Source organism: Gloeothece verrucosa PCC 7822, from assembly GCF_000147335.1.
GTDB lineage: Bacteria > Cyanobacteriota > Cyanobacteriia > Cyanobacteriales > Microcystaceae > Gloeothece > Gloeothece verrucosa.
This window is the reverse complement of record NC_014501.1, coordinates 5,957,660-5,980,821: the sequence shown is the minus strand read 5'-3', so window position 1 is coordinate 5,980,821 and position 23,162 is coordinate 5,957,660. Positions and strand designations below refer to the sequence as shown.

The window sequence follows — 23,162 nt, the reverse complement described above, 5'->3', positions numbered from 1 at the left end:
CGAGTGCGGCTATTGGGCCAGAGCAACGCCTACGCGGGCTATATTTGATCTTAACTGTCAACTGCCCCTAATGCCTTGAGGGTTGCTCGTTCTGCGTCGGTTAACCCCTTAAGCCCTGTGATGTTCATACCTGCGTAGGGGCGGTTATCGAGGGTTTTGAGACATTGACCGGTTTTGACATCCCAGATTTTAATTGTTGCATCTACACTAGCAGAGGCTAAAAGACGACCATCAGGAGAAAAAGCGACAGAATTAACCCGACTCCGATGCCCGGTGAGGGTATGAAGGCATTCTCCGCTCTTGTAATTCCACAATTTCACGGTTTTATCCTCACTCCCACTGGCTAGGGTTTGACTATCGGGGGCAAACGCTACTGAATTAACCCCACTCCGATGCCCGGTGAGGGTATGAAGGCATTCACTGCTCTTGTAATTCCACAATTTCACGGTATTATCCCAACTTCCACTGGCTAGGGTTTGATTATCGGGGGCAAACGCCACTGCTCTAATTCCTCTGTCATGCCCGGTGAGGGTATGAAGGCATTCACTGCTCTTGTAATTCCACAATTTCACGGTATTATCCCAACTCCCACTGGCGAGGGTTTGACTATCGGGGGCAAAGGCCACTGAATAAACCCATCTCTGATGCCCGGTGAGGGTATGAAGACATTCACCGCTCTTGTAATTCCACAATTTCACGGTATGATCATCACTCCCACTGGCGAGGGTTTGACTATCGGGAGCAAAGGCCACTGAATAAACCCGGCTCTGATGCCCGGTGAGGGTATGAAGGCATTCACCGCTCTTGTAATTCCACAATTTCACGGTATGATCATCACTCCCACTGGCGAGGGTTTGACTATCAGGGGCAAAGGCCACTGATCTAACCTGACTCTGATGCCCGGTGAGGGTATAAAGGCATTCACCGCTTTTGTAATGCCACAATTTCACGGTATGATCATCACTCACACTGGCGAGGGTTTGACTATCGGGGGCAAAGGCCACTGATCTAACCCCTCTCTGATGCCCGGTGAGGGTATAAAGGCATTCACCGCTTTTGTAATGCCACAATTTCACTGTATGATCATCACTCCCACTGGCGAGAGTTTGACTATTTGAGGCAAAGGCCACTGAATAAACCGGACTCTGATGCCCGGTGAGGGTATGAAGGCATTCACCGCTCTGGTAATGCCACAATTTCACTGTATGATCATCACTCCCACTGGCGAGGGTTTGACTATCGGGGGCAAAGGCCACTGATCTAACCGGACTCTGATGCCCGGTGAGGGTATGAAGGTATTCACCGCTCTTGTAATTCCACAATTTCACGGTATTATCCCAACTCCCACTGGCTAGGGTTTCCCCATCAGGGGCAAAGGCCACTGAATAAACCGGACTCTGATGCCCGGTGAGGGTATGAAGGCATTCACCGCTCTGGTAATTCCACAATTTCACGGTATGATCATCACTCCCACTGCCTAGGGTTTGACTATCAGGGGCAAAAGCCACTGAATAAACCCAACTCTGATGCCCGGTGAGGGTACGAAGGCATTCACCGCTCTTGTAATTCCACAATTTCACGGTATGATCATCACTCCCACTGGCGAGGGTTTGACTATCGGGGGCAAAGGCCACTGATCTAACCCCTTTTTGATGCCCGGTGAGGGTATGAAGGCATTCACCGCTCTGGTAATTCCACAATTTCACGGTATTATCCTCACTCCCACTAGCTAGGGTTTGACTATCGGGAGCAAAGGCCACTGAATAAACCCAACTTTGATGCCCGGTGAGGGTTAACAATTCTTTTCTGCTTGCTGTATTCCAAATGCGAATAACCCCATGACTGTCACCCGTGGCCAACAGTTTACCATCGGCACTAAATGCTACAGAATAAACTGCCCCCAAAATTTCGTTAAAACTCGACTCACTCAAATTTGCCCCAGAAAAATCGACTCTATAGAGAAAAGCATTAACAAAATCACCCCTTTTAATAATAGTCTGGCTTAAATCCTCTCTTTGTAACGCTAGAGGGTTAAGTTTTAAGGCTAAGGTTGCCGCATTCCCTCCCAAATAATTGACTTCATCTTCTGTCTTTCCTTTCGTTTCTCTAATCACGTCTAATAAGCGTTGTTGGGTAACTTTCCCTGGCTGTAGCATCGGTAATAATAAATCCATCACCGCCTTAGATAAAGGCTGTTTCCCAAACGTTGCGCCTAAATTAATAATAGATAATGCCTTCTCTCCCTGACCATTCAAAGAGGCAAAATGTTTTAAATCTTCCTCTCTCTTAACAAAATCTGAATGCAACAACCCCAACTCTACCGCAAACTTATACGCCACAAAAAACTCTAACAAAGACCGATGAGCCGGCATATAATCCCCTTCAGAATTGCGGATGAGCATACTTTGACCCATCATGTCAAATTGCCAATAATCTAAATTTTTATCTTCTTCTACTTCTTGCTTAAAACAGTGCCGCAGATGATCGGGAAATAGACGATAGTTAAGACTCATTTGATCAGTAGAAAGCATTTCCCAAGCTATCTCACACAGGAAATATAACTTATCCGCCATTGTGGTAAAAGTACGCTCATTTTTAATATCTCGTTCTATCTTGTGACACACGGCATAAAAATAAATCCGAGACATATCAAGCGGCTTACCGGCTTCTATTTCTGGTAATGCCTCTACAATAAGATCAATCATAATCGGACGACGAGCAAGATCCAGCAATTGAGGATTATTTATGACTTTCTCTAAAGTTCCGGGATTAGCTTTTTTCGAGATAATCTTTTTAATTTGCTCATCTGTTAATTTTTCTAATTCCAACACCTCAAACTGTGGCGGCTCACCGGTTAAATTAGCCGTAGATGCTTTTAATTCAGCATTTAATAAAGATCGTCCTTCTTGTGCTTCGGGAAAATGTTCTGTTCGACAGGTTAAAATCGCTTTAGAACCGGGTACAACTACCTTTGCTAACTCCCAAAAATTATTAATCATCTGTTGACGATCTATTCTTGCCGCCATCTCATCAAACCCATCAAACAAAAGTAATAATTTCCCCATGCGGTTGAGTTGTTCAAAAGCAGAATATCCTGGGAGTTTAAGTTCATGTTTTCTGAAAAAGAAGTCTGAAAACAAAGACTCTACAGATACCGCCTTGGCATAATCTCGTAAAGGAATTACCAAAGGTAAGCGAGGCCGTTTAACTCCTTTTTCTTTCGCTTCTTTATACTTTTTTAAACTTTCCCAAGCATAATGCAGTACAAACCAAGTTTTCCCCGTTCCAAACTCTCCTAAAATAGAAATATGTTCCTTAGCTGGATCATCTAACCATTTATCAATATAACCCTCTATCCATCCCTCTTTCTCATCATAAATACTTTTACCAAGAGAGCGCCCTGTTTTTTCATCTATTTCATCTTTACGACAAGCTAGAGGAACATAACTCGTATTAACCCCTTTACGTTCAATTTCCTTTTCTAACCAATTAATATAATTACTAAAATCTACTTGCTTGTCTATTAATTCATCAAAAGTATAACAATAAATCGGATCTTTAGCTTCTTGCCGTGCTAGAGTAGCAACCCGACGGTTAGCTACAATTAAACCTTGGTCAGTTTTATGTTCATCAACTAACTCCTTCACTGAATTTACATCATTAATACTTGCTTCCCCCGTCACACCTCGGACTAAAATGCGGTTAGTTTTAAACAAACCAGGAATACTAATAATCCATTCAAAATAATCATCTTTCCACACTTCATAACTTTCAAATTGATAACCCAAAGTCTTAAACCAGGTTCTCATCTGTTGGGTTAATGGATTGTCTTTTATCGGATTAGTAGAAGGTAATAAAGCTGGAGTAACACCGCTTAATTGAGCTATTTTATTATAAATTTCAGGTAAGCTATTAAAAGTTTCTAACTGTTCTCGAATCTGAGTCAAACTTTTTTGTAATTCATCAAGCTTGTTATCTTGTAAATTTTCCGTTGCTGTGCGACTTCTTTTAACTATCTCAATAAATAAAGCACTAAATTTAGCAACTTCTTCTTTATAATTAATATTTTGCCTTCTAATTTCATCACCCCAGGCATAAGCATCAATACAGGAATCTACTTCTTTGAGTAACAGAGAAATATCATTTTCAGAAAAAGCTTTAGAAAATGCGGCTTTAATTTCTGCTTGTCGAAATAAATCTAAAACGGCTTTCGGTTTGCCAATTCCATACTCAATTAAAGTAAATTTATACACCCCTTCTACATCATTAGGAGGTTGGTCAGGTTTCAAACCAAATTTATTTAATAATTTTAATACCGTCTCATTTCGGATCGCTTGATCTTGGGCTTGATTAACCGCTTGAGATACAAGTTCAGCGATGATATCATCAATGATAAACATATATTAAATAATTAGCCGTGACTATTTATTTAACTCAAGCATAACCAGGCTCATCTATTAATTGGTGAAATTTTACATTTTATTAAGATAAATCTTTAGAAGGCTGACAAAATACAATAAATTACTACTTTTCTTGGCTTGTTATTAAATTAATACGCTTGCATTTAATTCGACGGGTTTGGTGGGCAGTACCCACCCGACAAAAGCGATCGCCATTTAATCATTCCCTCTCGCCTTGTAGGAGAGGGGGTTAGGGAGAGAGGTAATATTCCACTAGCCCAGAGGTCACCAAAGAATATAAAATCATTCTGAATCAGCTTAAAAAAATCTGTGACCCTCACAGGTAATGTTAGGAAAACTATAGGAGAACCATAAAATGTCGTTCGTCTTTCAAATCCTTTTTCAAATCGCCTTAGCCGCTCTCGTCTTCTTCTCTTTCGTCATGGTGATCGGAGTTCCCTTTGCCTATGCTAGTCCCCAAAATTGGGATCAATCTAAACCCTTACTCTGGCTAGGTTCTGGAATTTGGGTCATTCTGGTGCTGGCAGTGGCTATCCTAAACTTCTTCGTCGTCTAAGATTAAGGGAAACTGGGGAACATCGTTCAGTCATCAGTGAACGGTCAACACTTGATAAACTGGTAACTGGTCACTGATAACTGATCCACCCCATTACCCATTACTTATTACTTTTCATCATGGCAGTATTTGAGGGAACTTTTACTTTTACGCCGCAGCAATGGCGTTTTGCCATCGTCATTGGTCGTTTTAACGATTTAGTCACCGGGAAACTCTTATCAGGATGTCAAGATTGTCTCAAACGTCATGGCATCGATGTGGACCCTCACGGAAATCAAGTTGATTATGTCTGGGTTCCGGGTTGTTTTGAAATTCCTTTAGTCGCTCGTCAGTTAGCACTCTCGGGTCGTTATGACGCAGTAATTTGTCTGGGGGCCGTCATTCGAGGACAAACTCCCCACTTCGATTATGTGGCGGCAGAAACCGCCAAAGGTATTGCCGCCGCCGGGTTTCAAACCGGAGTCCCCGTTGTTTTTGGGGTTTTAACCACAGATACCATGCAGCAAGCTCTAGAACGAGCAGGTATTAAAAGTAATTTAGGCTGGCAATATGGTCTGGATGCCCTAGAAATGGCTTCGTTAATGCGTCAGGTACGGGGAATAAGCCCTATCTCGGATTACCAAGATAGCAGCAATAAAACCGTGCCAGCCTTGCCCGTTTCTTCCCCAGGACAGTTAAACCCAACCGCTATTGAGCAAATAACCAATCAGGAATAAGGAAAGGGGGAAGACGCTCTGACAAAAAAAACTTGACAGATCGACAATCTTTTGAAATAATAATAAGAGTGTGAAATTGTTGCGGGTATAGCTCAGTGGTAGAGCGTCACCTTGCCAAGGTGAATGTCGCGCGTTCGAATCGCGTTACCCGCTTTTAAAGAAGGAAAAACAAGCTCAAGAGTATGATTAAGATCAAATCTTAAAGCATCAGGCCCAGATAATTTGAATCTCACCAATAAATCAAGTAGCTTATTTCAGCAAAAAAATAAGAAAATCATTAACATTATTCGTTAGTCAGCCATCGTTTCCTTGAACAGGGAATATACTAGATCATGCAAATCCATTGCCAATTAGTCTATTGAACTTGTGCGACCACAAAAGTTGATAAAAGTCGATATAAATAGCGAATATCCCTGCCCCTGTCGCCGTCGAGGTAGGCTCTTACCGATTATTTTGACAGAAGCCTTCGGGTGCGAGCGCTGTCAAAAGATCTTTGTGCTACAAGAAAATAATCAGGTAATCGAGCAATTATCTTCTAGCTATCCTTATAAACAAATGTGGCGCTGGACAGGTTATCGCTGGGTAGCCTCACATCCACGTTTAGGAGAAAGTTATTTATCAGTGGCAGTAGGGATTATTCTACTTCTGTTATTTATCTGGCTACCTTTAGTCTTGCGCTCACCAGCCGGTGTGAGTATGATTTTCTGGATAGGGATTGCAATATTACTCTTGATTTTACCTGCAATTCTATTCTGGTTAGCCAGGGGGCGTTAAACAAAAAACTATGGCAGATGCTATGTCAACCAACCCAATGCTGACCTCCGCTCGCAAGGCTCATGAAGCTTTTCGAGAATTGGGAACAAAAACGGGGGTTGAACGAAGCCAAGGAGTCAAAACAATGGCCAAGGCCATTGAAAATTCGTTTGACGAAATTTTAGAAGCTAATACTCTTGATCTGGAAATGAGTCGAGAAATGGCCGTTCCCGATCTAATTCTTAAATGGTTGAAACTGACACCACAACGGTTACAGATAACTGTTGATATTCTTAAGCAGATAGCAGACAGTGGTGATCCCATCGAACGGATCATGAATGCCTTTTATCAACTTAATCCTTCCCGAACCTATTGCCAACGAATGCCTCTGGGAGTCATTGCTCTGATCTATGAAGCTTTTCCCGAATTAGGGGCAATCACAGCCGGATTTTGCCTGAAAACCGGCAACAGTCTCATTCTGCACGGTTCTGGGTCTTCTAGTCATTCTAATGAGGTCATTGCCAACATTATTAAAACTTCCCTAGAAGATACAGATTTGCCTGAAGGATGTATCGAAATTCTCTCTTCAGATACCGGAACTTCCATTGAAGATTTGGTGACTCAAGACCAATATATTAACCTGATCATTCCCTACGGACGACCCAGCCTAGTGTCCCAAGTTAGCCAACTGGCTACAGCCCCAGTGCTAAGGTCCGCTATGGGAAATTGTTATTTATATTGGTCACCTAGTGCCGATTTAGACCTAGTTCGTTACGTGATTATTGATAGCCATTCTAGTATTCCCGATCCCGTGAATGCCATTGAAAAAGTCTTAATTAACTCTTCCCAAAACACTTCTTTTTTGCTGAGATTATTTAACTCACTCAAAGAAAAAGGATTTGTCTTGCGAGGAGATCCAGAATTATCAACAGAATTTCCTGAACATTTAAATCCTATTGCCAGTGAGCTAGATTGGAGTACACCTTATTTAGACAAAATAGTTGCTTTTAAAGTGGTTAACAATCTTGAAGAAGCCATTAATTGGATTAATCTTTATAGTAGCGGTCATGCAGACTGCTTAGTGACAGAATCTTATCAGGAAAGCCGCAAATTTGCCAAAGAAATTGATAGCGCTTTGGTTTACATTAACTCATCACCTCGTTTTTCTCGCAATCCTAAACAGGGAGAATCACTATTTTTAGGAATTTCTAACCAAAAAGGACACCGACGAGGGTTAATCGGCTTAGATACCCTAACAACTACTAAACAAGTGGTTCAAGGGTAACCCAAAGTTAACCATGATAATTAATTGTAGGCTAGGCAAGCTCACACTTTCAGATTGAAACTTTTGTCTATCAAGAGTTACTTAATGAACAATGGCAACTTAACCGGAATTTTAAGGGAAAATCCCTCATGAAAAAAGTCCGTTTTATTGTTTCTGTCTTTATTTTAAGTGTTAGTAGCGCAGTGGCTTTAAGCCAGGAAACATCCCCTAATAATGCTTACACCCAATCAGTCACTCGTGAAGTCTTGGTTAGCGGCTTTCCAGGTAATGCCGAGGGGCAAATTTTAGAGTTAGTACGCTACACCATTGCTAAAGGCGCGAAACTGCCCGTTCATATTCATCCAGGGATGCAGATTGAACGAGTAGAGTTTGGCATACTCACTTATACGGTTGTTAAAGGGTCAGCAACCCTTAAAAGAGCCAACGGAACCCAAGAAATTCTGAGCGCCGGACAAACTACCCAACTCAATGTAGGAGATTCCCTAGTTGAACCGGCAGGAATGGTACATTTTGGAGAAAATTCCACAGCTAGTCCTGTTATTCTCCTAAGTGCTTCTTTATTGGATGCCAAGCAACCTAAAGCTATTTTGATTAATCCATGATTTTTAGTTGGTTGACCGAAAATTCTGGGTACAAGCCCCGCCGTAGAACGGCGGCTTTTCAAACAACCTGTGCTATAATATTGACATCATTCTACTTAGTATCAAATCGTGTTTGTCCTAGAGTGTAAGGTTAAGCCAAGAACTCAACAAATCCAGTCAATTGATGAAGCCATCAAGACATCTCAGTTTGTCAGGAATAAAGTGCTTCGCTATTGGATGGATAATAGAGGTGTGGGTAAAGCCGAACTCTTTAGATACAACACAAGACTGAGGAAAGAGTACAAATTTGTTGATGATTTAAACTCTCATGCTTGCCAGACAGCAGTTGAAAGAGTCCTTAGAGCTATCAACAAGTTTTTTGATAACTGCAAAAAGAAAATACCGGGCAAGAAAAGCTATCCTAAGTTCAAGAAAAATACTCGTTCGGTAGAGTATAAAGTCTCAGGCTGGAAACTATCAGAAAACAGAAAACATATTACTTTTACTGATAAAAAAAACATCGGAAAGTTAAAGCTGATAGGAACTAGAGACTTAAACTACTATCAAATTGAACAAATAAAACGAGTGAGGATTATTAGGAGAGCCGATGGGTATTATGTGCAGTTTTCTCTTCAATTAGATCCAAGAGATACAGTTAATCCCTTAACCCCTTCTCAAAAAGCTGTAGGTGTAGATGTAGGACTCAAGTATTTCTATGCAGATAGCCGAGGAAATATTGAACCTATTCCTCAGTTTTATAGGAAGGCAGAACGTCAACTTAATAGGGCTAATAGAAAGAAATCTAAAAAGTTCCGCAAGAGACAAAAACAATCCCGAAACTATCACAAAGCTAGAAACCGATATGCCCGTAAACATCTAAGGGTAAGTAGGCAACGAGAAGAGTTTGTCAAGAAAAGGGCACTCCGTTTAATTCAGTCTAACGACCTGATAGCCTATGAAGATTTAAATGTGAAAGGCATGGTTAAAAATCGGCATCTAGCCCTTTCGATATCAGATGTAGGATGGTCATTATTTAGGCGTTGGTTGGAATATTTTGGGATGAAGTATGGAAAGGTAACAGTTGCCGTTCCTCCCCATAATACCTCTCAAAACTGTTCTAACTGTGGAGAAAAAGTGCAAAAGTCTTTATCAACTAGAACCCATATTTGTCCGCATTGCAATTACGTTGAAGACAGAGACATTAACGCCGCGCGCAATATTCTACAGAAGGGATTAAGTACGGTAGGGCATACCGGATCTAAAGCTTTTGAAAGTGAAATTCTTTCAACGTTAGCTACGGCTAATGGGGGAGAAGATACCTCTACTTTGGTTGGAGTAATCCTGTCAGAGCAAGCATATAAAAGTGAACCAAGAATCCCCACGCCTTTAGGCTGGGGAGTGTCAATGTTGTAACCACGCCGCAATCCCTTCAGCTAAAGTTTTAGCTAATTTTTCTTGTTCTTGAGCATTGCTAATCCATTCAAACTCATTAGGATTAATTAAAAAGCCTAATTCTAATAAAATAGAGGGCGCAGCAGAAGGACGAGTCAAAGCCAAATTATTCCAAAAAACCCCATAAGAAGGACGATGTAATTGATTGACCAAATAGTCATGCAGAAAAACTGATAAATCATGAGCTTGGGGATGATACCAAAATACCCCAACTCCCGCAGTATTGACAGCATCTCCTTCATCGGGTAAAGCATTATAATGAATAGAAATAGATAGCGTCGGTTTAAGTTGATTAATCTGGGCAACTCGCTCATTTAGAGAGACATCTTGATCAGTTTCTCGAGTTAGATAAACCTTCGCTCCTCGTTGCTTTAATTGCTGTTCTAAGAGTTTAGTAACCCTTAAATTAACTTCTTTTTCCTGGTATCCTGTAGGGCCAGTAGCGCCGCTTTCCTGTCCTCCATGACCGGCATCAAGCAGAATTGTCACTCCCTCTAAACTCCCTCGAGATAATTTCGGGGGATGTCGTAAAGTTAAAATTAAATTTGTTCCTTCATAACGTAAATCATAGCCCCATTGTTGAGGAGATTTTAACAAAAAAGTGTATTCAATTTTATCCGGACTCACTTGTTGCCAATCAACCCGTTTAATGAGCGGGTCATTATCAATAAAAATTGTATCGGTTTGAGCCGTTGTATGATAAAGCGTTAAAATAAATTTATCATCTTCTTGTTTAACTGAAATGGGAATAGGAGTCTGTAAGGGAAAAACTATTTCTGTAGCGCCTGAAAAAGTCCGCGAATTAATACTGCGAATCATCGACTGGGGAGGAACAGCATTTGATAAAACTTGTGTTTCAGCTTTTAAAATCCATGCCCCATAATCTAAACGTAACCAGTCTCCTTGCTTACCAGTGACAGTTGCCCTAGTTCCTTTCGGTAAAGGGGTTAAACGGGAATAATTGGTTCCCGGTCCGGTGCGAGTGACTCCTGAATTAGCGGTAACTTCTATCACTTCAAATTGATTAGGAGCAAGAATGATAATTTGCCCTTTTCCTGGCTGACTAATGGTCTGATTATTGAGATTAACTTTAAAGAGAGGATAGCCTAAATTGCCGGTTTCTGACACTTTAGCACATCCCTGATATTTTCCTAATGTTGATACAGTAAGCGGCTGATTAGTGGCAGTTAAAACAGCAGAATTTTCCGGCAGTTTGACGGTTTGGGGTTGAGGCAATAACGGGATAGTTTGCCGCCCTAAATTCACCGAAACCGTTGCACCCGGGGTAGCAATGGCTTCAAAACAAATTAACTCATCTGGAAGCCTAACCAGGTCTTCTGAAGGCATTAGAGAATTAGCCGCAAAACCCGCGCCTGTGGGGGGTTGAATTTCCTGAGAAACTCGCTTAACTTTCAGGTTAATTTTTTGATTCTTGTAGCGAACCGTAAAAAGATTTTCTCCCACTTGTAAAGGAAAACTAGGGGCAAAATGTCCGGCTTGACTGCGTTGAATCGGCTGATTATTAATAAAAACTTGTCCTTCGGGTGCGGCAGTCCCAATGAAAAAAATTTGGCTGGCACTGGTTTGATAATTGGGAGGAGGATACACCACTAAAAGCGGCTGTTGCGCCTCAGCCATAAGCATGACTCCCGGGTTTCCCAAAAAAATTACGCCTGTGAAAGCTATGATAGCTAATTGTTGTCTCATTACCTTTGTACCTGGGTCGCTCAAACCTAATTGGCCAGACAAGCCAATTCAGAGCATACAATAAAGAGGTGCAACAAGCTCACTTGTCTAAGTAGTCGGACATAAATAAAGTCCACTGTGTCAAGAATTGTAAAACGCCTACAACCCTTCTCCATTGCCCATTCCCCATTGCCCATTCCCCAAACTCGCAGTTAACTTTAATTTTGTCCAGGTACTTATGACCATTAATCCTTATATCCCAACATCCGATCATCTACCGTCCCAGGATAACCCCATTGCCTATCAACCCATCATTATCCGTCTCGAAGACATCTCTAAAGTGTATGGCAAAGGAGAAACCGCCGTTAATGCTCTGGGTGGAGTAAATTTGACAGTGGTACAAGGAGAATACTGTGCCATTATGGGAGCCTCCGGTTCCGGAAAGTCTACCGCCATGAATATTATCGGTTGTTTAGACCGCCCCACATCAGGACGCTATTATCTGGATAACCTGGATGTTTCTAGATTACCCGATGCCACTCTAGCCATCATTCGTAACCGAAAAATAGGCTTTGTCTTTCAACAGTTTCATCTCTTACCTCAGATGAATGCTTTAGAAAATGTCATGCTACCGATGGTCTATGCTGGTGTTCCCCCTTCTGTTAGACGTGATCGCGCTGTAGCCGCTTTAACCCGAGTGGGGTTAGAAAACCGAATGTATAACAAACCTAACCAACTCTCCGGCGGACAACAACAACGAGTCGCCATCGCCCGCGCTATCGTTAATCAACCGATTCTTATTTTAGCTGATGAACCTACCGGTGCCCTTGACTCTCGTACCACCGCCGAAGTCATGGATATTTTTGCAGAACTCAATGCTAATGGTATTACTGTGGTCATCGTTACTCATGAGGCCGATGTCGCCAGTCACTCACAACGAATCATTTGGTTTCGAGATGGCAAAATTCTTCATTCTAATATCGCGCCAAACGACCTCCATCAAGTCATTAGAGACTAATAAATAGAAAAAAATCTATAGTAACGATAGAAAAAATAATTAAGTTAAGTTATTTGTATTTTTATATACTAGAGTTAACAGTAGAGAAAGACCCTTTGAGTAAAGAGGCAAAAGATCAGCTTGTGAGTCGGCATCAGAAAGTTTTCTTAGACCCAGGGCGCACTCCCAAAGAACTAAAAAGTTATGACCCCGAGGCGATCGCCCGCTACTACCGCAGTCGCCCCTGGTTATTTATTTGGCGTACAATCAGCATTATTTGGTTCTTTGGAATATTTCTATTCCATTTAAAGTGGGATCAGTGGACTGGGCAAGTAGAACGAAACAAATATAAACGGGCCAGCGAGATCCGAACGACCCTAACTCGTCTCGGGCCGACCTTTATTAAAGTTGGTCAAGCACTCTCTACCAGACCTGATTTAATCCGCAAGGACTTTCTCGAGGAATTAATCAAGCTACAAGACCAATTACCGCCCTTCGATAATGACATAGCTTTCGCGATAATCAAACAAGATTTAGGAAGAACAGTAGCCGAAACTTATCGAGAAATTTCTCCTAACCCAATAGCCGCAGCAAGTTTAGGGCAAGTCTATCGAGCCATTTTACCCAGTGGAGAAGAAGTAGCGGTTAAAGTACAACGCCCCAATTTACGACCCGTGCTAACCTTAGACCTTCATCTGTTGCGCTGTGCGGCGAAATGGTTTGGGCGATGGTTACCGTTAAATTTAGGGCATGATTTAACCCTCATTATTGATGAATTTGGCATCAAGTTATTTGAAGAAATCGATTATGTCAACGAAGGACGTAACGCCGAAAAATTTGCGGCTAACTTTGCCAACGATCCAGAAGTAAAAGTGCCTAAAATTTACTGGCGCTACAGTGGTAATAGAGTGTTAACCCTAGAATGGATTGAGGGTTACAAACTGACCGATACAGATAAGATTAAAGCCGCAGGAATAGACCCAAATGAGATTATTAAAATAGGCGTAACCTCCGGGTTAAAACAACTGCTAGAACATGGCTTTTTCCATGCTGACCCTCATCCGGGTAACTTATTTGCCACCCTCGATGGTCGCATGGCCTTTATCGATTTTGGCATGATGGATCAGTTAGAAGAAGAGACGAAAGAAACGATCGCCTCATCAGTGGTGCAACTGATCAATCGAGATTACCAAGCCTTAGCAGAAGATTTTGTTAAACTGGGCTTTTTAACCGCAGATACCGATATTAGACCGATTATACCCGCTCTAGAAAGAGTTTTAGGCAATGCCATCGGGCAAAGTGTAGGAGACTTCAACTTCAAAACCATCACCGATGATTTTTCTGAGTTGATGTATGAATATCCTTTCCGAGTGCCGGCCAAATTTGCCTTAATTATTCGCTCTTTGATTACTCAAGAAGGATTAGCCCTCAGTTTAGACCCCAATTTCAAAATCGTGCAAGTGGGTTATCCCTATGTAGCGCGGCGCTTATTAACCGGTGAATCTCCCCAACTGCGGCGTAGGTTACTCGATGTCTTATTTAAAAATGGAAAATTCCAGTGGCAACGCTTAGAAAATATGATTCAGATTGCCCGTAGTGATGGAAATTTTGATATATTACCCACTGCTAGACTAGGAATAACCTATCTTTTATCTGACGAAGGGCGTTATCTGCGAAATCAATTGTTACTAGCTGTAACCGAAGATGACCGGGTTCATACTGAAGAAGTACAAAGGATCTGGGCTTTAGTTCAAGATGATTTGCAGCCGCAAAAATTGTTTAATGTTGCGCTTAATGCGATTCGCGAATTTTCCACTACAGGAGTGGCGGCAATTATTCCTCGTGAATTCTAAGTTCATCATCACTAAAGACAGGCAGCGTTTGTCCTGTCTTGATTAATTTAAATTTAAAAGATCGAGTCGCGCCCAATTCTGTGTAAAATTGCTTGAGGTAGGCTGATAGTTCTCATCAGTCAAGAAGTCAATTAAAACTTTTTATTTTCGGAGAGTGTTTGTGGATTTATCGCTTATTCCTGCTCAACCTAAACCGGGTATCCTTAACGTGTTGATTGAAATTCCCGCAGGGAGTAAAAATAAATATGAGTTTGATAAAGATTTAAATGCTTTTGCCTTAGATCGGGTGCTTTATGCCTCGGTGCAATATCCTTTTGATTATGGTTTTATTCCCAATACTCTCGCTGATGATGGCGATCCTTTAGACGGAATGGTGATTATGGATCAACCAACTTTTCCGGGTTGTGTAATTGCCGCAAGACCGATTGGAATGCTGGAAATGATCGATGGAGGAGATCGAGATGAAAAATTACTCTGTGTGCCGGTTAAAGACCCTCGTTATGCTGAGGTAAAGTCTTTAAAAGATATTGCTCCCCATCGTTTAAATGAGATTGCCGAGTTTTTCAAAACTTACAAAAACTTAGAAAAGAAAGTCACGGAAATTTTGGGTTGGCAAGATGTAGAAGCTGTCAGCGCTTTAGTAGAAAAGTGTATTAAAGCAGGACAAAAGTAATACCCTCTCTTTAATTGCGGGAAGAGGAAAAAGAAAAAGGTAAAGGTAAATATAAAACCGAAGAACTCAGCTTAAGCAATTTTCTTGAATGAGTTCATGCCTTTTTTTTGAACCTTTTCCCTCAATTAGGCTTCGGCTGACTGATCTTTGCCGTTAAGACCATTCAAAAGCGCTTGTCGGATGATGAGTGCCTGTTGCTTGGCTGTGTGTGCCTGTTCTTTATAGATCTCAGCTATGCCACGATGACCGGATTGACTCGCCCGTTGAAACATCCGTTCTCTAAGGGCTGCCGTCTCTTCTAAAGCCCTCAAAGCTGTCCACAAAGCCTCCTCCAGCGCCTCCGACTGCTGCGCCAATAAACTCTCTACCGAAAAAGCGTGACCTGTGCGGCAGCGAAATCGGATCAAATTGCTGTCATTTAATTCCCATAAAACCCCACCACAATCAGGACAAGCAAAAGCGGATGGCGTTCCGGGTCGTTCGTCATTTTGCATTGCGGCTGGTTCTAATTCGGCCATATCAGATTCCATTTCGAGATCACTAGACAGGGGAGTTTCTTGTCTTCTTTCTACGGGTTCATTCACCAGTTGTTTTAAGGTGGCAGCAATTTCCGATACAGGTAGAATATAATCTACCTCTACATTCTCTATAGCACTACGCGGCATAGCTGAATAGAGGGCTTCATGAGGGTCTTGAACTATAGCAATTCCCCCTCGCTGCTTAATAGCTAATAACCCTGCGGTTCCATCGTCGAGAAGTCCACTTAATACCACCCCGATGACTAAAGAGTCATAAGCGCGTGCGGCGGTACGAAACAGCACATCGATAGCAGGACGATGATTATTTTCTTTTGGTCCATTACTGAGTTCAATAATGCCAGATTTGACGATTAAATGATGATTGGGAGGCGCAACATAAATGCGCCCCGGTGCAATGACTTCTCCGGGTTGGGGATGAATCGCTTTTAAAGACCCAGCGCGGCTGAGGATGCTTGGTAGAACGCTGCCATTGTTAGGCGAAATATGAAGCACAACGAAAACCGCCGCCGGTAAGTCTGATGGTAAGTGCGACACCAGTTCCCTTAATGCTTCAACGCCTCCAGCAGAAGCGCCTATCACGATAATCCTTGCCAGCATGGAATTTTTTTTATTTGCTTATTTATCTTTGCTATCAAAGCTTATTACAAGCCGCTCTACCACTATCTTAAGAAACAAATTTTTCCAAGGCTGTTTGAAAAGCCTGTACTTTAAGGTCTATGCCGGTAATAGCCGCTCCTACCACCACTGCATAAGCCCCTAATTCTAAGGCCATTTTAGCTTGATCTGGGGTATTAATTCCCCCTTCACAAATGGCAGGAATATCGAGTTTTTCTACGATTTCTTTTAATAGAGAAAAGCCTGGGGGTGATAAATGTTTCGTTTCTTGAGTATAACCATAAAGGGTAGTTCCGACGAGATCGACTCCGGCATCAGCCGCCACTACGGCATTTTCCAAACTATCTACATCTCCCATGACTAATAGACCTAATTCTCCTTTGATGCGTTTTACTAATTCCTTGAGGGTTTCTCCATAAGGACGGGTTCTAGTAGTGGCATCAATAGCAATAATATCTGCTCCTGCTTGTGCAATGGATAAAGCATCTTCAAAGCGAGGGGTAATATAGACTTCATAGCCAGTAAATTGTCGTTTCCATAGCCCGATGATGGGAACTTTTGAAAGGTTGTGCCGAACTTCTCTAACATGAGCAGGGGTATCAATTCTGACTCCGGCGGCTCCCCGTTGTACGCAAGCCACAGCCATTGCGGCTATAATTTTTTCATCATGTAGGGGAGAGTCTGAGGGAGCTTGACAGGATACAATTAAACTGGATTTAATCGCTTCGAGTTTCATGACTATAACCTCGGGAAAGGGGAAAGGGGAAAGGGGAAAGGGGAAAGGGGAAAAAGACGTTCTGACTAATGACTAATAACTAAGCTTTATCTTTATGAATGGCTAAAGACCCTAAAAAACTAATTTTTCTGAGTAAAATTGTCGGTTCAATCGGTTTAATTAAATAATCATCAATGCCGTTTTTAACTAAAGATTTCCAACTGATATTTTGCAAAGAAGTTCTCAAAACTAACACTTTAACAAAACTGGTTTTAGGATAGTGTTTAAGGGCTTTTCCGATTTCCTGACTCTGAATAATTTCTTGGTCAATAATGACTATTAAAGGTTGTAAAATTTCGATTTGTCTAATACTAGGATAACTATCTAATAGCCAAATAACTTGATAATTTTTAACGGTTAGTAATTCACAAATCAAGGTAGCGGCTTCTTCATCTTTTGAGATCAAGATTATGGTTTTATTTTGCGCCGATTTATTAACATTATTCGTTTCGTTAGTTAATAATTTTTTGTTTTTTAAATTAATATTGTTGGGAATACGAACGGTAAATAAAGAGCCTTGTTCTGGGGTAGATTCAACTTCAATTGTTCCGCGATGAAGTTCAACTAATTGTTTGGTTAAAGCTAATCCTAAACCCGTGCCGCCATGAGTCCTTTGTCTAGCTTTTTCTAGCTGTTGAAATTTTTCAAACAATAACGGTAATTGTTCTTGGGAAATTCCGATGCCTGTATCTTCTACTTGAAAGAATACTTGACTTTTTTCTCGCCATATTCTTAAAGTAACTTTACCTTGATCTGGCGTAAATTTAATGGCATTGCTGATTAAATGACTGAGAATTTGTTTAATTCTTTCTCGGTCGGCATAAAAATCATTTTCTTCTTTTTGGACTTGAAAATCTAAAATTAAATCAATGGACTTTTTCTGAGCTTCTGAGGCAAAATCTCTCAGGACAGAATTCACCACTGAATAAAGGGAAAATTCATGAATATTTAACTGATAATCTCCTGAAGTAATACTAGAATAATCTAAAATATCATTGATTAAATCCATCAATTTTTTGCCATTTTTTTGGATACTTTCAATGTATTTGCGCTGTTTTTCTGGCGAAAGCGAAGACTGTTCACCTGACCAATGAAGCAAAGTTCCAGCTAAGCCGATGACGCAAGTTAAAGGAGTGAGTAATTCATGGCTAATATTGGACAAAAATTCACTTTTAGATAAATGGGCTGATTGAGCAACCGCGATACTACTCCGCAGTTCTTCAGTACATTCAAATACCCGTTTTTCAAAAAATTGCTTCTGCTCTTGGACTTGCTTATATAAGAGTGCTTGTTGAATGGCAATTGCTAAATGTTCGCCGATATGTCCGAGAAACTCTTTTTCGGTTTCTAACCATTGGCGTTTTTTAAAACATTGATGAGCAATAATCAAACCCCACAATTGATCTTCTACAATAATCGGGGCTATCAAAAGTGAAAGCACTTGATTATGTCTTAAAAATTCGGTCAAGCAAAAAGAGGAGGAATATTGAGTTTCTACATTTTCAACAGCTACCACTGTGCCGCGACGGTATTTATCTTGATACTGAGGAAGATAAGAAAAACAATCATCTTCAGGAATCATATTTAACAGAGAGGGGACAAGTTGAGAAGCCCTAGCTTCATAAGTGATTTTTCCCCATCCGTTGGGAAAAGTCTGTTTAGTTTCAGTTTCAGAAGGATGTGAACTAAACTGATAGATTAATAAGCGATCAACTTGCAGGAAATTTCTCACTTCTGTCACTGCCGTTTCTAACACGACAGGGAGTTCTAAACTGTGACGAATTTGAGTGATTACTTGATTAAGCAACCGTTCTTGTTCTACTTGTTGCCGCAAAGCTTCTTCTATGGGTTGACAGACAGAAGCATGAATACACTTCATCTGTGGGGTTTCATTCCCCTCACTCCAGAAAATTTCTAACAGATTCGAGAAAAAGAGATTAAACTCTTTAATAGCTCCTACAACCGGACTTAACTGGGATTGAGTTAAATACTGTTCTAACTCCTGGGGTAAAGTAACTGAAGGAGTCAGTTGAGTTAACAAATCCTGAATTGTTTGACTATCCCAAGTTAAACTGATTTGATACAATGAATCTGGCACAGAAAAATTCCCTAGCAAAAGAATACTCATTTGTGGGGCAATGAGCAGTTGTAAACATTCCGTTCCCCAAGGATTTTTACCTCTCTGCTGTTCGGGAAATAGTGTCTCCTGTGTTAATAGAATAGCTTCCTGTCCGATGTGGGCAGATATCTGTTCTAAAAGACGACAGAGTGCTGAGAGCGTCTGTTGGGACACCTTTCGACGGAAAACGAACACTTGAGAACTGTCCATTATCGTGCTTCATATATAAGTCAGCAGCATAGACTCTGCTATCTATTAGGATCGCTCTAGATATGTCAGTTGACTGGAAATCTAATGTTTTTTAAAGATAAGGGAAATCATGCACCGGAGGGCAACTACACCAGGAGGTTGGAATTCATCTACAGAAGGGGTGATTTTTGTTGAACAAACCCCGGCCTCAATTATAATTCTTACTGCGGCTGATACAGATATTCAAACCCTAGCCGGTGCGGTAACTAATCTTCCTGCCGAGTTTCCCTCTTTACGAGTGGTGAATCTTTTACAGCTTCAACAGCAGTTGAGTATTGATACTTATGCTGAGGCGGTTCTAGAAGCGGCTGATATTATTATTGTACGACTATTGGGGGGGCGTTCCTATTGGTCTTACGGTTTAGAAGTGATTGAAGAAATAGCGGACAATAAGCAGACGACTGTTTTTATTTTGCCAGGAGATGAGCGCCCTGATCCCAATTTAATGAGTCATTCTAGTGCTTCTTTGGCGGATGTCTATCAGCTATGGCGTTATCTGACAGAAGGGGGTAGAGAAAATTGGCTGAATGCTTTAAAGTTTGTCGCGGATGTCGGTTTAAATACCAGTTATAATCCTCCTCCTCCTCAAGTGGTTCCCCGAGTGGGGATATATGACTGGAAAAAACCCACAGCAAAAACAACTTATGCCAAAGTGGGTTTATTGTTTTATCGTGCCCATTATTTAGCCGCTAATACTTTACCTATCGATGCCCTCTGTCAAGCGTTAATAGAGCGGCATTTAGAACCGGTTCCCGTCTTTGTTTCTTCACTCCGAGAACCCGACGTTCAAGAAATCCTACTCACCCTTTTTCAAGCCAGTGACTCCGACTCGATACAAGTTTTACTCAATACTACCAGTTTTGCTATAGCACAACTAGACGCAGCAGAAGCAGAATTTAATAAAGATTTAACGCCTACGAGGTTATCCTTTTGGGAAAAATTAGACGTACCAGTATTACAAGTTATTTTGAGTGGGGGAACACTCGAACAATGGGAGAATTCTTTTGCCGGACTAACGCCACGAGATGTAGCCATGAATGTAGCGCTGCCGGAAGTGGATGGAAGAATTATCACCACTGCGGTTTCATTTAAAGGGGTTAAAACTTGGAATGAGATATTAGAAACCGATGTAGTGGTTTATCAACCTCAACTCGATAGAATCAATTTTGTCGCGCTTATGGCGGCTAATTGGGTACGCTTAAAACAGACACCGATACAAGAGCGAAAAATAGCCCTCATTTTAGCCAACTATCCCAACCGAGATGGAAGAATTGCCAATGGGGTAGGATTAGATACACCAGCCAGTTGTATAGAGGTCCTTAAAGCCTTAAAACAAGCAGGATATACAGTAGAAAATATTCCTGCTGATGGGGATGAATTAATTAGCCGCTTAACTCTGGGCGTGACTAACGATCCAGAAGGGAAAGACTTGCGTCAAATATATCAACAACTCTCAAGACAAGACTATCAAGAGTATTTCTTGACTTTACCCGAGCAAGTCCAACAACAAATAGATACTCGTTGGACAGGACTAACAGAACAACCCACCGGTCCTATTGCTATCCCAGGGATACAATTAGGCAATATTTTTATCGGCATACAGCCATCACGAGGATATGACTTAGACCCCAGTTTAAATTATCATGCCCCCGACCTAGAACCCACTCCGGAATATCTTGCTTATTACTACTGGTTAAAAGAAAAATTTCGCGCCTTAGCTATTGTGCATATGGGGAAACATGGCAACTTAGAATGGCTACCCGGAAAAAGTCTAGCTCTATCAAAAACTTGTTACCCAGAAATAGCCCTAGGGACCCTACCTCATTTCTATCCTTTTATTGTTAACGACCCAGGAGAAGGATCTCAAGCCAAGCGGCGTTCTCATGCGGTTATCTTAGATCATCTCACTCCCCCCCTAACTCGCGCCGAACTCTATGGAGACTTAGAGAAACTAGAAACCCTCATCGACGAATATTATGAAGCACAAACTTTAGATCCCACCCGATTAAAAATTATATGTGAGCGCATTACTCAACTCGTCACCCAAACAAAACTCAACCAAGACTTAGGAATAGAACAACTCGATAACAACACTATCCCTCAATTTCTAACCTTAGCAGACAGCTACTTATGTGAACTCAAAGAAGCACAAATTCGAGACGGCTTACACATATTTGGTCAATGTCCCCAAGGAAAACAATTAATCAATCTACTCATAGCCATTGCCCGCTCACCTAGCTTTAATCGTATCGGAATAACCCAAGCCCTCGCCCAAGACCTAAACCTAGATCTAGATCCCCTTTCCCCTAGTCCCTCAAATCCCTTTTCATTATCTCTATCCCTCCCCTGGTTAAGGGGGGCAGTGGGGGAGCAACTTGGCGCGAAACTCCAACAAAACCGTACCCAAGGAGACATCATAGAAACCCTAGAAAACTGGCTATATGAACAGATAGAAAACCCCAACAACGACCTCTCATCCCTTCCCAAAACCCGGCAACAACTGCACTGGATCAAAACATACCTCCTCCCTGCCCTACAAAACACCAAACAAGAAATCACCCATTTACTCAAGGGACTAGAAGGTCAATACATCCCCAGTGGAGCATCTGGAGCTATCACGAGAGGACGACCAGAAGTTCTCCCCACCGGACGCAACTTTTATTCGGTTGACATTCGCGCCATCCCCACTCAAACCGCTTGGGACATAGGGCGAAAAGCCGCCGAAACCCTCATCGAAAGATACACCCAAGACAACGGAGAATACCCCCAAACCCTAGCTATTTCCATCTGGGGAACATCCACCATGAGAACCGGCGGAGATGATGTCGCACAAGTTCTCGCTTTACTCGGTGTACAGCCGATTTGGGATGCGGCTTCAAGAAGGGTGATTGATTATGAAATCCTTAGTCCGTCTGTGTTGGGGCGGCCTCGGGTGGATGTCACGATCCGCGTTTCAGGCTTTTTTAGGGACAGCTTCCCCAACATACTACAGCTATTGTACAAAATCATAAAAGATGTGTCAAGCCTAAAGGAAGAAAAAGAAATAAATCCCCTAGCGGCGCAAGTGCAGACAGATAGGGAGTTTTGGGAAAGCCAAGGATTAACAAAAGAAGCGGCAAAGCAACGATCGCTCTACAGAATTTTTGGGTCCAAACCCGGGGCTTATGGGGCAGGTTTACAGGGTTTAATTGAGGCACAAAATTGGCAAACTGATGATGATTTAGCCAGGGCATATATTAACTGGAGTTGTTATGGTTATGATGAGGGTGGAATAGGTCATGCTGTGTCAGAAGTTTTTACTCAACGTCTGAAGAAATTACAGGTAATTCTGCATAATCAAGATAACCGCGAACATGATTTATTAGACTCAGATGATTATTATCAGTTTCAAGGGGGTTTGACGGCGGCAGTCCGCGCTCTAACGGGAAAAAATCCTCTGACTTATTTCGGGGATAATTCTATTGCGGCTAATCCAAGGGTGAGGTTGTTAAAAGAAGAAGTGGCCCGAGTTTATCGTTCTCGGGTGGTTAATCCGAAATGGATCGCCGGTGTGATGCGGCATGGTTATAAAGGCGCTTTTGAAATGGCGGCGACGGTGGATTATTTGTTTGCTTATGATGCGACGGCTAGATGTGTGGAGGATTTTATGTATCAGGGTGTAGCCCAGGCTTATTTGTTGGATGAGAAGGTACGGGGGTTTATTGCTGATAAAAATCCTTGGGCGCTGCGAGATATGGCTGAGAGATTATTAGAAGCACATCAACGGGGGTTATGGGAGTCGGTTGAGGGGGATTTGTTGGAGAAGTTAAGGGCGATGGTTCATGATGCTGAAGGGGTTATTGAGGGGATGAGTTAAATTTGTTTTACGCCAAGACGCAAAGGGGTTATCTGT

15 protein-coding genes and 1 tRNA gene are annotated in these 23,162 nt (G+C 41.7%); 11 read left to right on the top strand and 5 right to left on the bottom strand.

The window, feature by feature from the left end; translation table 11 throughout:
- Window positions 1–50: 50 nt before the first annotated feature.
- On the bottom strand, window positions 51–4,400 hold the full coding sequence (locus CYAN7822_RS26835; RefSeq protein WP_013325407.1) for a WD40 domain-containing protein: 4,350 nt from the start codon (window positions 4,398–4,400) through the stop codon (window positions 51–53).
- Window positions 4,401–4,776: 376 nt separating this feature from the next.
- On the opposite strand from CYAN7822_RS26835, the gene psbZ reads away from it, so the two are divergent.
- From psbZ to CYAN7822_RS26800, 7 genes are all read left to right on the top strand, one after another.
- Window positions 4,777–4,977, top strand: coding sequence for a photosystem II reaction center protein PsbZ (psbZ, locus tag CYAN7822_RS26830; protein ID WP_013325406.1), 201 nt, complete (start codon window positions 4,777–4,779; stop codon window positions 4,975–4,977).
- Between the two features lie 119 nt (window positions 4,978–5,096).
- Entirely contained in the window at window positions 5,097–5,693 is a 597-nt protein-coding gene (ribH, locus tag CYAN7822_RS26825) for a 6,7-dimethyl-8-ribityllumazine synthase (protein ID WP_013325405.1), read from the top strand.
- Between the two features lie 81 nt (window positions 5,694–5,774).
- A tRNA-Gly gene (locus tag CYAN7822_RS26820) sits at window positions 5,775–5,846 on the top strand.
- Window positions 5,847–6,059: 213 nt separating this feature from the next.
- Window positions 6,060–6,467 carry a hypothetical protein gene (locus tag CYAN7822_RS26815; RefSeq protein ID WP_013325404.1) on the top strand — a complete coding sequence of 136 codons (408 nt, stop codon included), beginning with the start codon at window positions 6,060–6,062 and terminating at the stop codon, window positions 6,465–6,467.
- A 10-nt stretch (window positions 6,468–6,477) separates the two neighbouring features.
- The gene (locus CYAN7822_RS26810) at window positions 6,478–7,731 is read left to right on the top strand and encodes a glutamate-5-semialdehyde dehydrogenase (protein WP_013325403.1); all 1,254 of its coding nucleotides are present in this window, start codon (window positions 6,478–6,480) and stop codon (window positions 7,729–7,731) included.
- Window positions 7,732–7,859: 128 nt separating this feature from the next.
- Window positions 7,860–8,333, top strand: coding sequence for a cupin domain-containing protein (locus CYAN7822_RS26805; RefSeq protein ID WP_013325402.1), 474 nt, complete (start codon window positions 7,860–7,862; stop codon window positions 8,331–8,333).
- Window positions 8,334–8,441: 108 nt separating this feature from the next.
- Complete coding sequence (locus CYAN7822_RS26800) at window positions 8,442–9,725, top strand: RNA-guided endonuclease InsQ/TnpB family protein (protein WP_013325401.1); 1,284 nt, start codon at window positions 8,442–8,444, stop codon at window positions 9,723–9,725.
- Here the strand turns inward: CYAN7822_RS26800 and CYAN7822_RS26795 are convergent.
- The gene (locus tag CYAN7822_RS26795; RefSeq protein WP_245602794.1) at window positions 9,714–11,408 is read right to left on the bottom strand and encodes an N-acetylmuramoyl-L-alanine amidase; all 1,695 of its coding nucleotides are present in this window, start codon (window positions 11,406–11,408) and stop codon (window positions 9,714–9,716) included. The two genes, CYAN7822_RS26800 and CYAN7822_RS26795, sit on opposite strands and share 12 nt — an antisense overlap.
- 280 nt (window positions 11,409–11,688) lie before the next feature.
- On the opposite strand from CYAN7822_RS26795, the gene CYAN7822_RS26790 reads away from it, so the two are divergent.
- From CYAN7822_RS26790 to CYAN7822_RS26780, 3 genes are all read left to right on the top strand, one after another.
- Window positions 11,689–12,468: an ABC transporter ATP-binding protein gene (locus CYAN7822_RS26790; protein WP_013325399.1), complete on the top strand. Its 780-nt coding sequence runs from the start codon at window positions 11,689–11,691 to the stop codon at window positions 12,466–12,468.
- A gap of 122 nt (window positions 12,469–12,590) precedes the next feature.
- Window positions 12,591–14,300, top strand: a complete 1,710-nt coding sequence (locus CYAN7822_RS26785) for an ABC1 kinase family protein (protein WP_041934048.1) — start codon at window positions 12,591–12,593, stop codon at window positions 14,298–14,300.
- A gap of 160 nt (window positions 14,301–14,460) precedes the next feature.
- Window positions 14,461–14,973, top strand: a complete 513-nt coding sequence (locus tag CYAN7822_RS26780; protein WP_013325397.1) for an inorganic diphosphatase — start codon at window positions 14,461–14,463, stop codon at window positions 14,971–14,973.
- 125 nt (window positions 14,974–15,098) lie between these two features.
- Here the strand turns inward: CYAN7822_RS26780 and CYAN7822_RS26775 are convergent, their stop codons facing one another.
- From CYAN7822_RS26775 to CYAN7822_RS26765, 3 genes are all read right to left on the bottom strand, one after another.
- Window positions 15,099–16,109 carry a chemotaxis protein CheB gene (locus tag CYAN7822_RS26775; protein WP_013325396.1) on the bottom strand — a complete coding sequence of 337 codons (1,011 nt, stop codon included), beginning with the start codon at window positions 16,107–16,109 and terminating at the stop codon, window positions 15,099–15,101.
- Between the two features lie 67 nt (window positions 16,110–16,176).
- Window positions 16,177–16,863 (bottom strand): N-acetylmannosamine-6-phosphate 2-epimerase, encoded by a 687-nt coding sequence (locus CYAN7822_RS26770; RefSeq protein ID WP_013325395.1) that lies wholly within the window; start codon window positions 16,861–16,863, stop codon window positions 16,177–16,179.
- A 79-nt stretch (window positions 16,864–16,942) separates the two neighbouring features.
- Window positions 16,943–19,231 (bottom strand): ATP-binding response regulator, encoded by a 2,289-nt coding sequence (locus tag CYAN7822_RS26765; RefSeq protein WP_013325394.1) that lies wholly within the window; start codon window positions 19,229–19,231, stop codon window positions 16,943–16,945.
- A gap of 109 nt (window positions 19,232–19,340) precedes the next feature.
- Between CYAN7822_RS26765 and cobN the strand changes: the two genes are divergently transcribed.
- Window positions 19,341–23,126 (top strand): cobaltochelatase subunit CobN, encoded by a 3,786-nt coding sequence (cobN, locus tag CYAN7822_RS26760; RefSeq protein WP_013325393.1) that lies wholly within the window; start codon window positions 19,341–19,343, stop codon window positions 23,124–23,126.
- The last annotated feature ends 36 nt before the right edge of the window (window positions 23,127–23,162 follow it).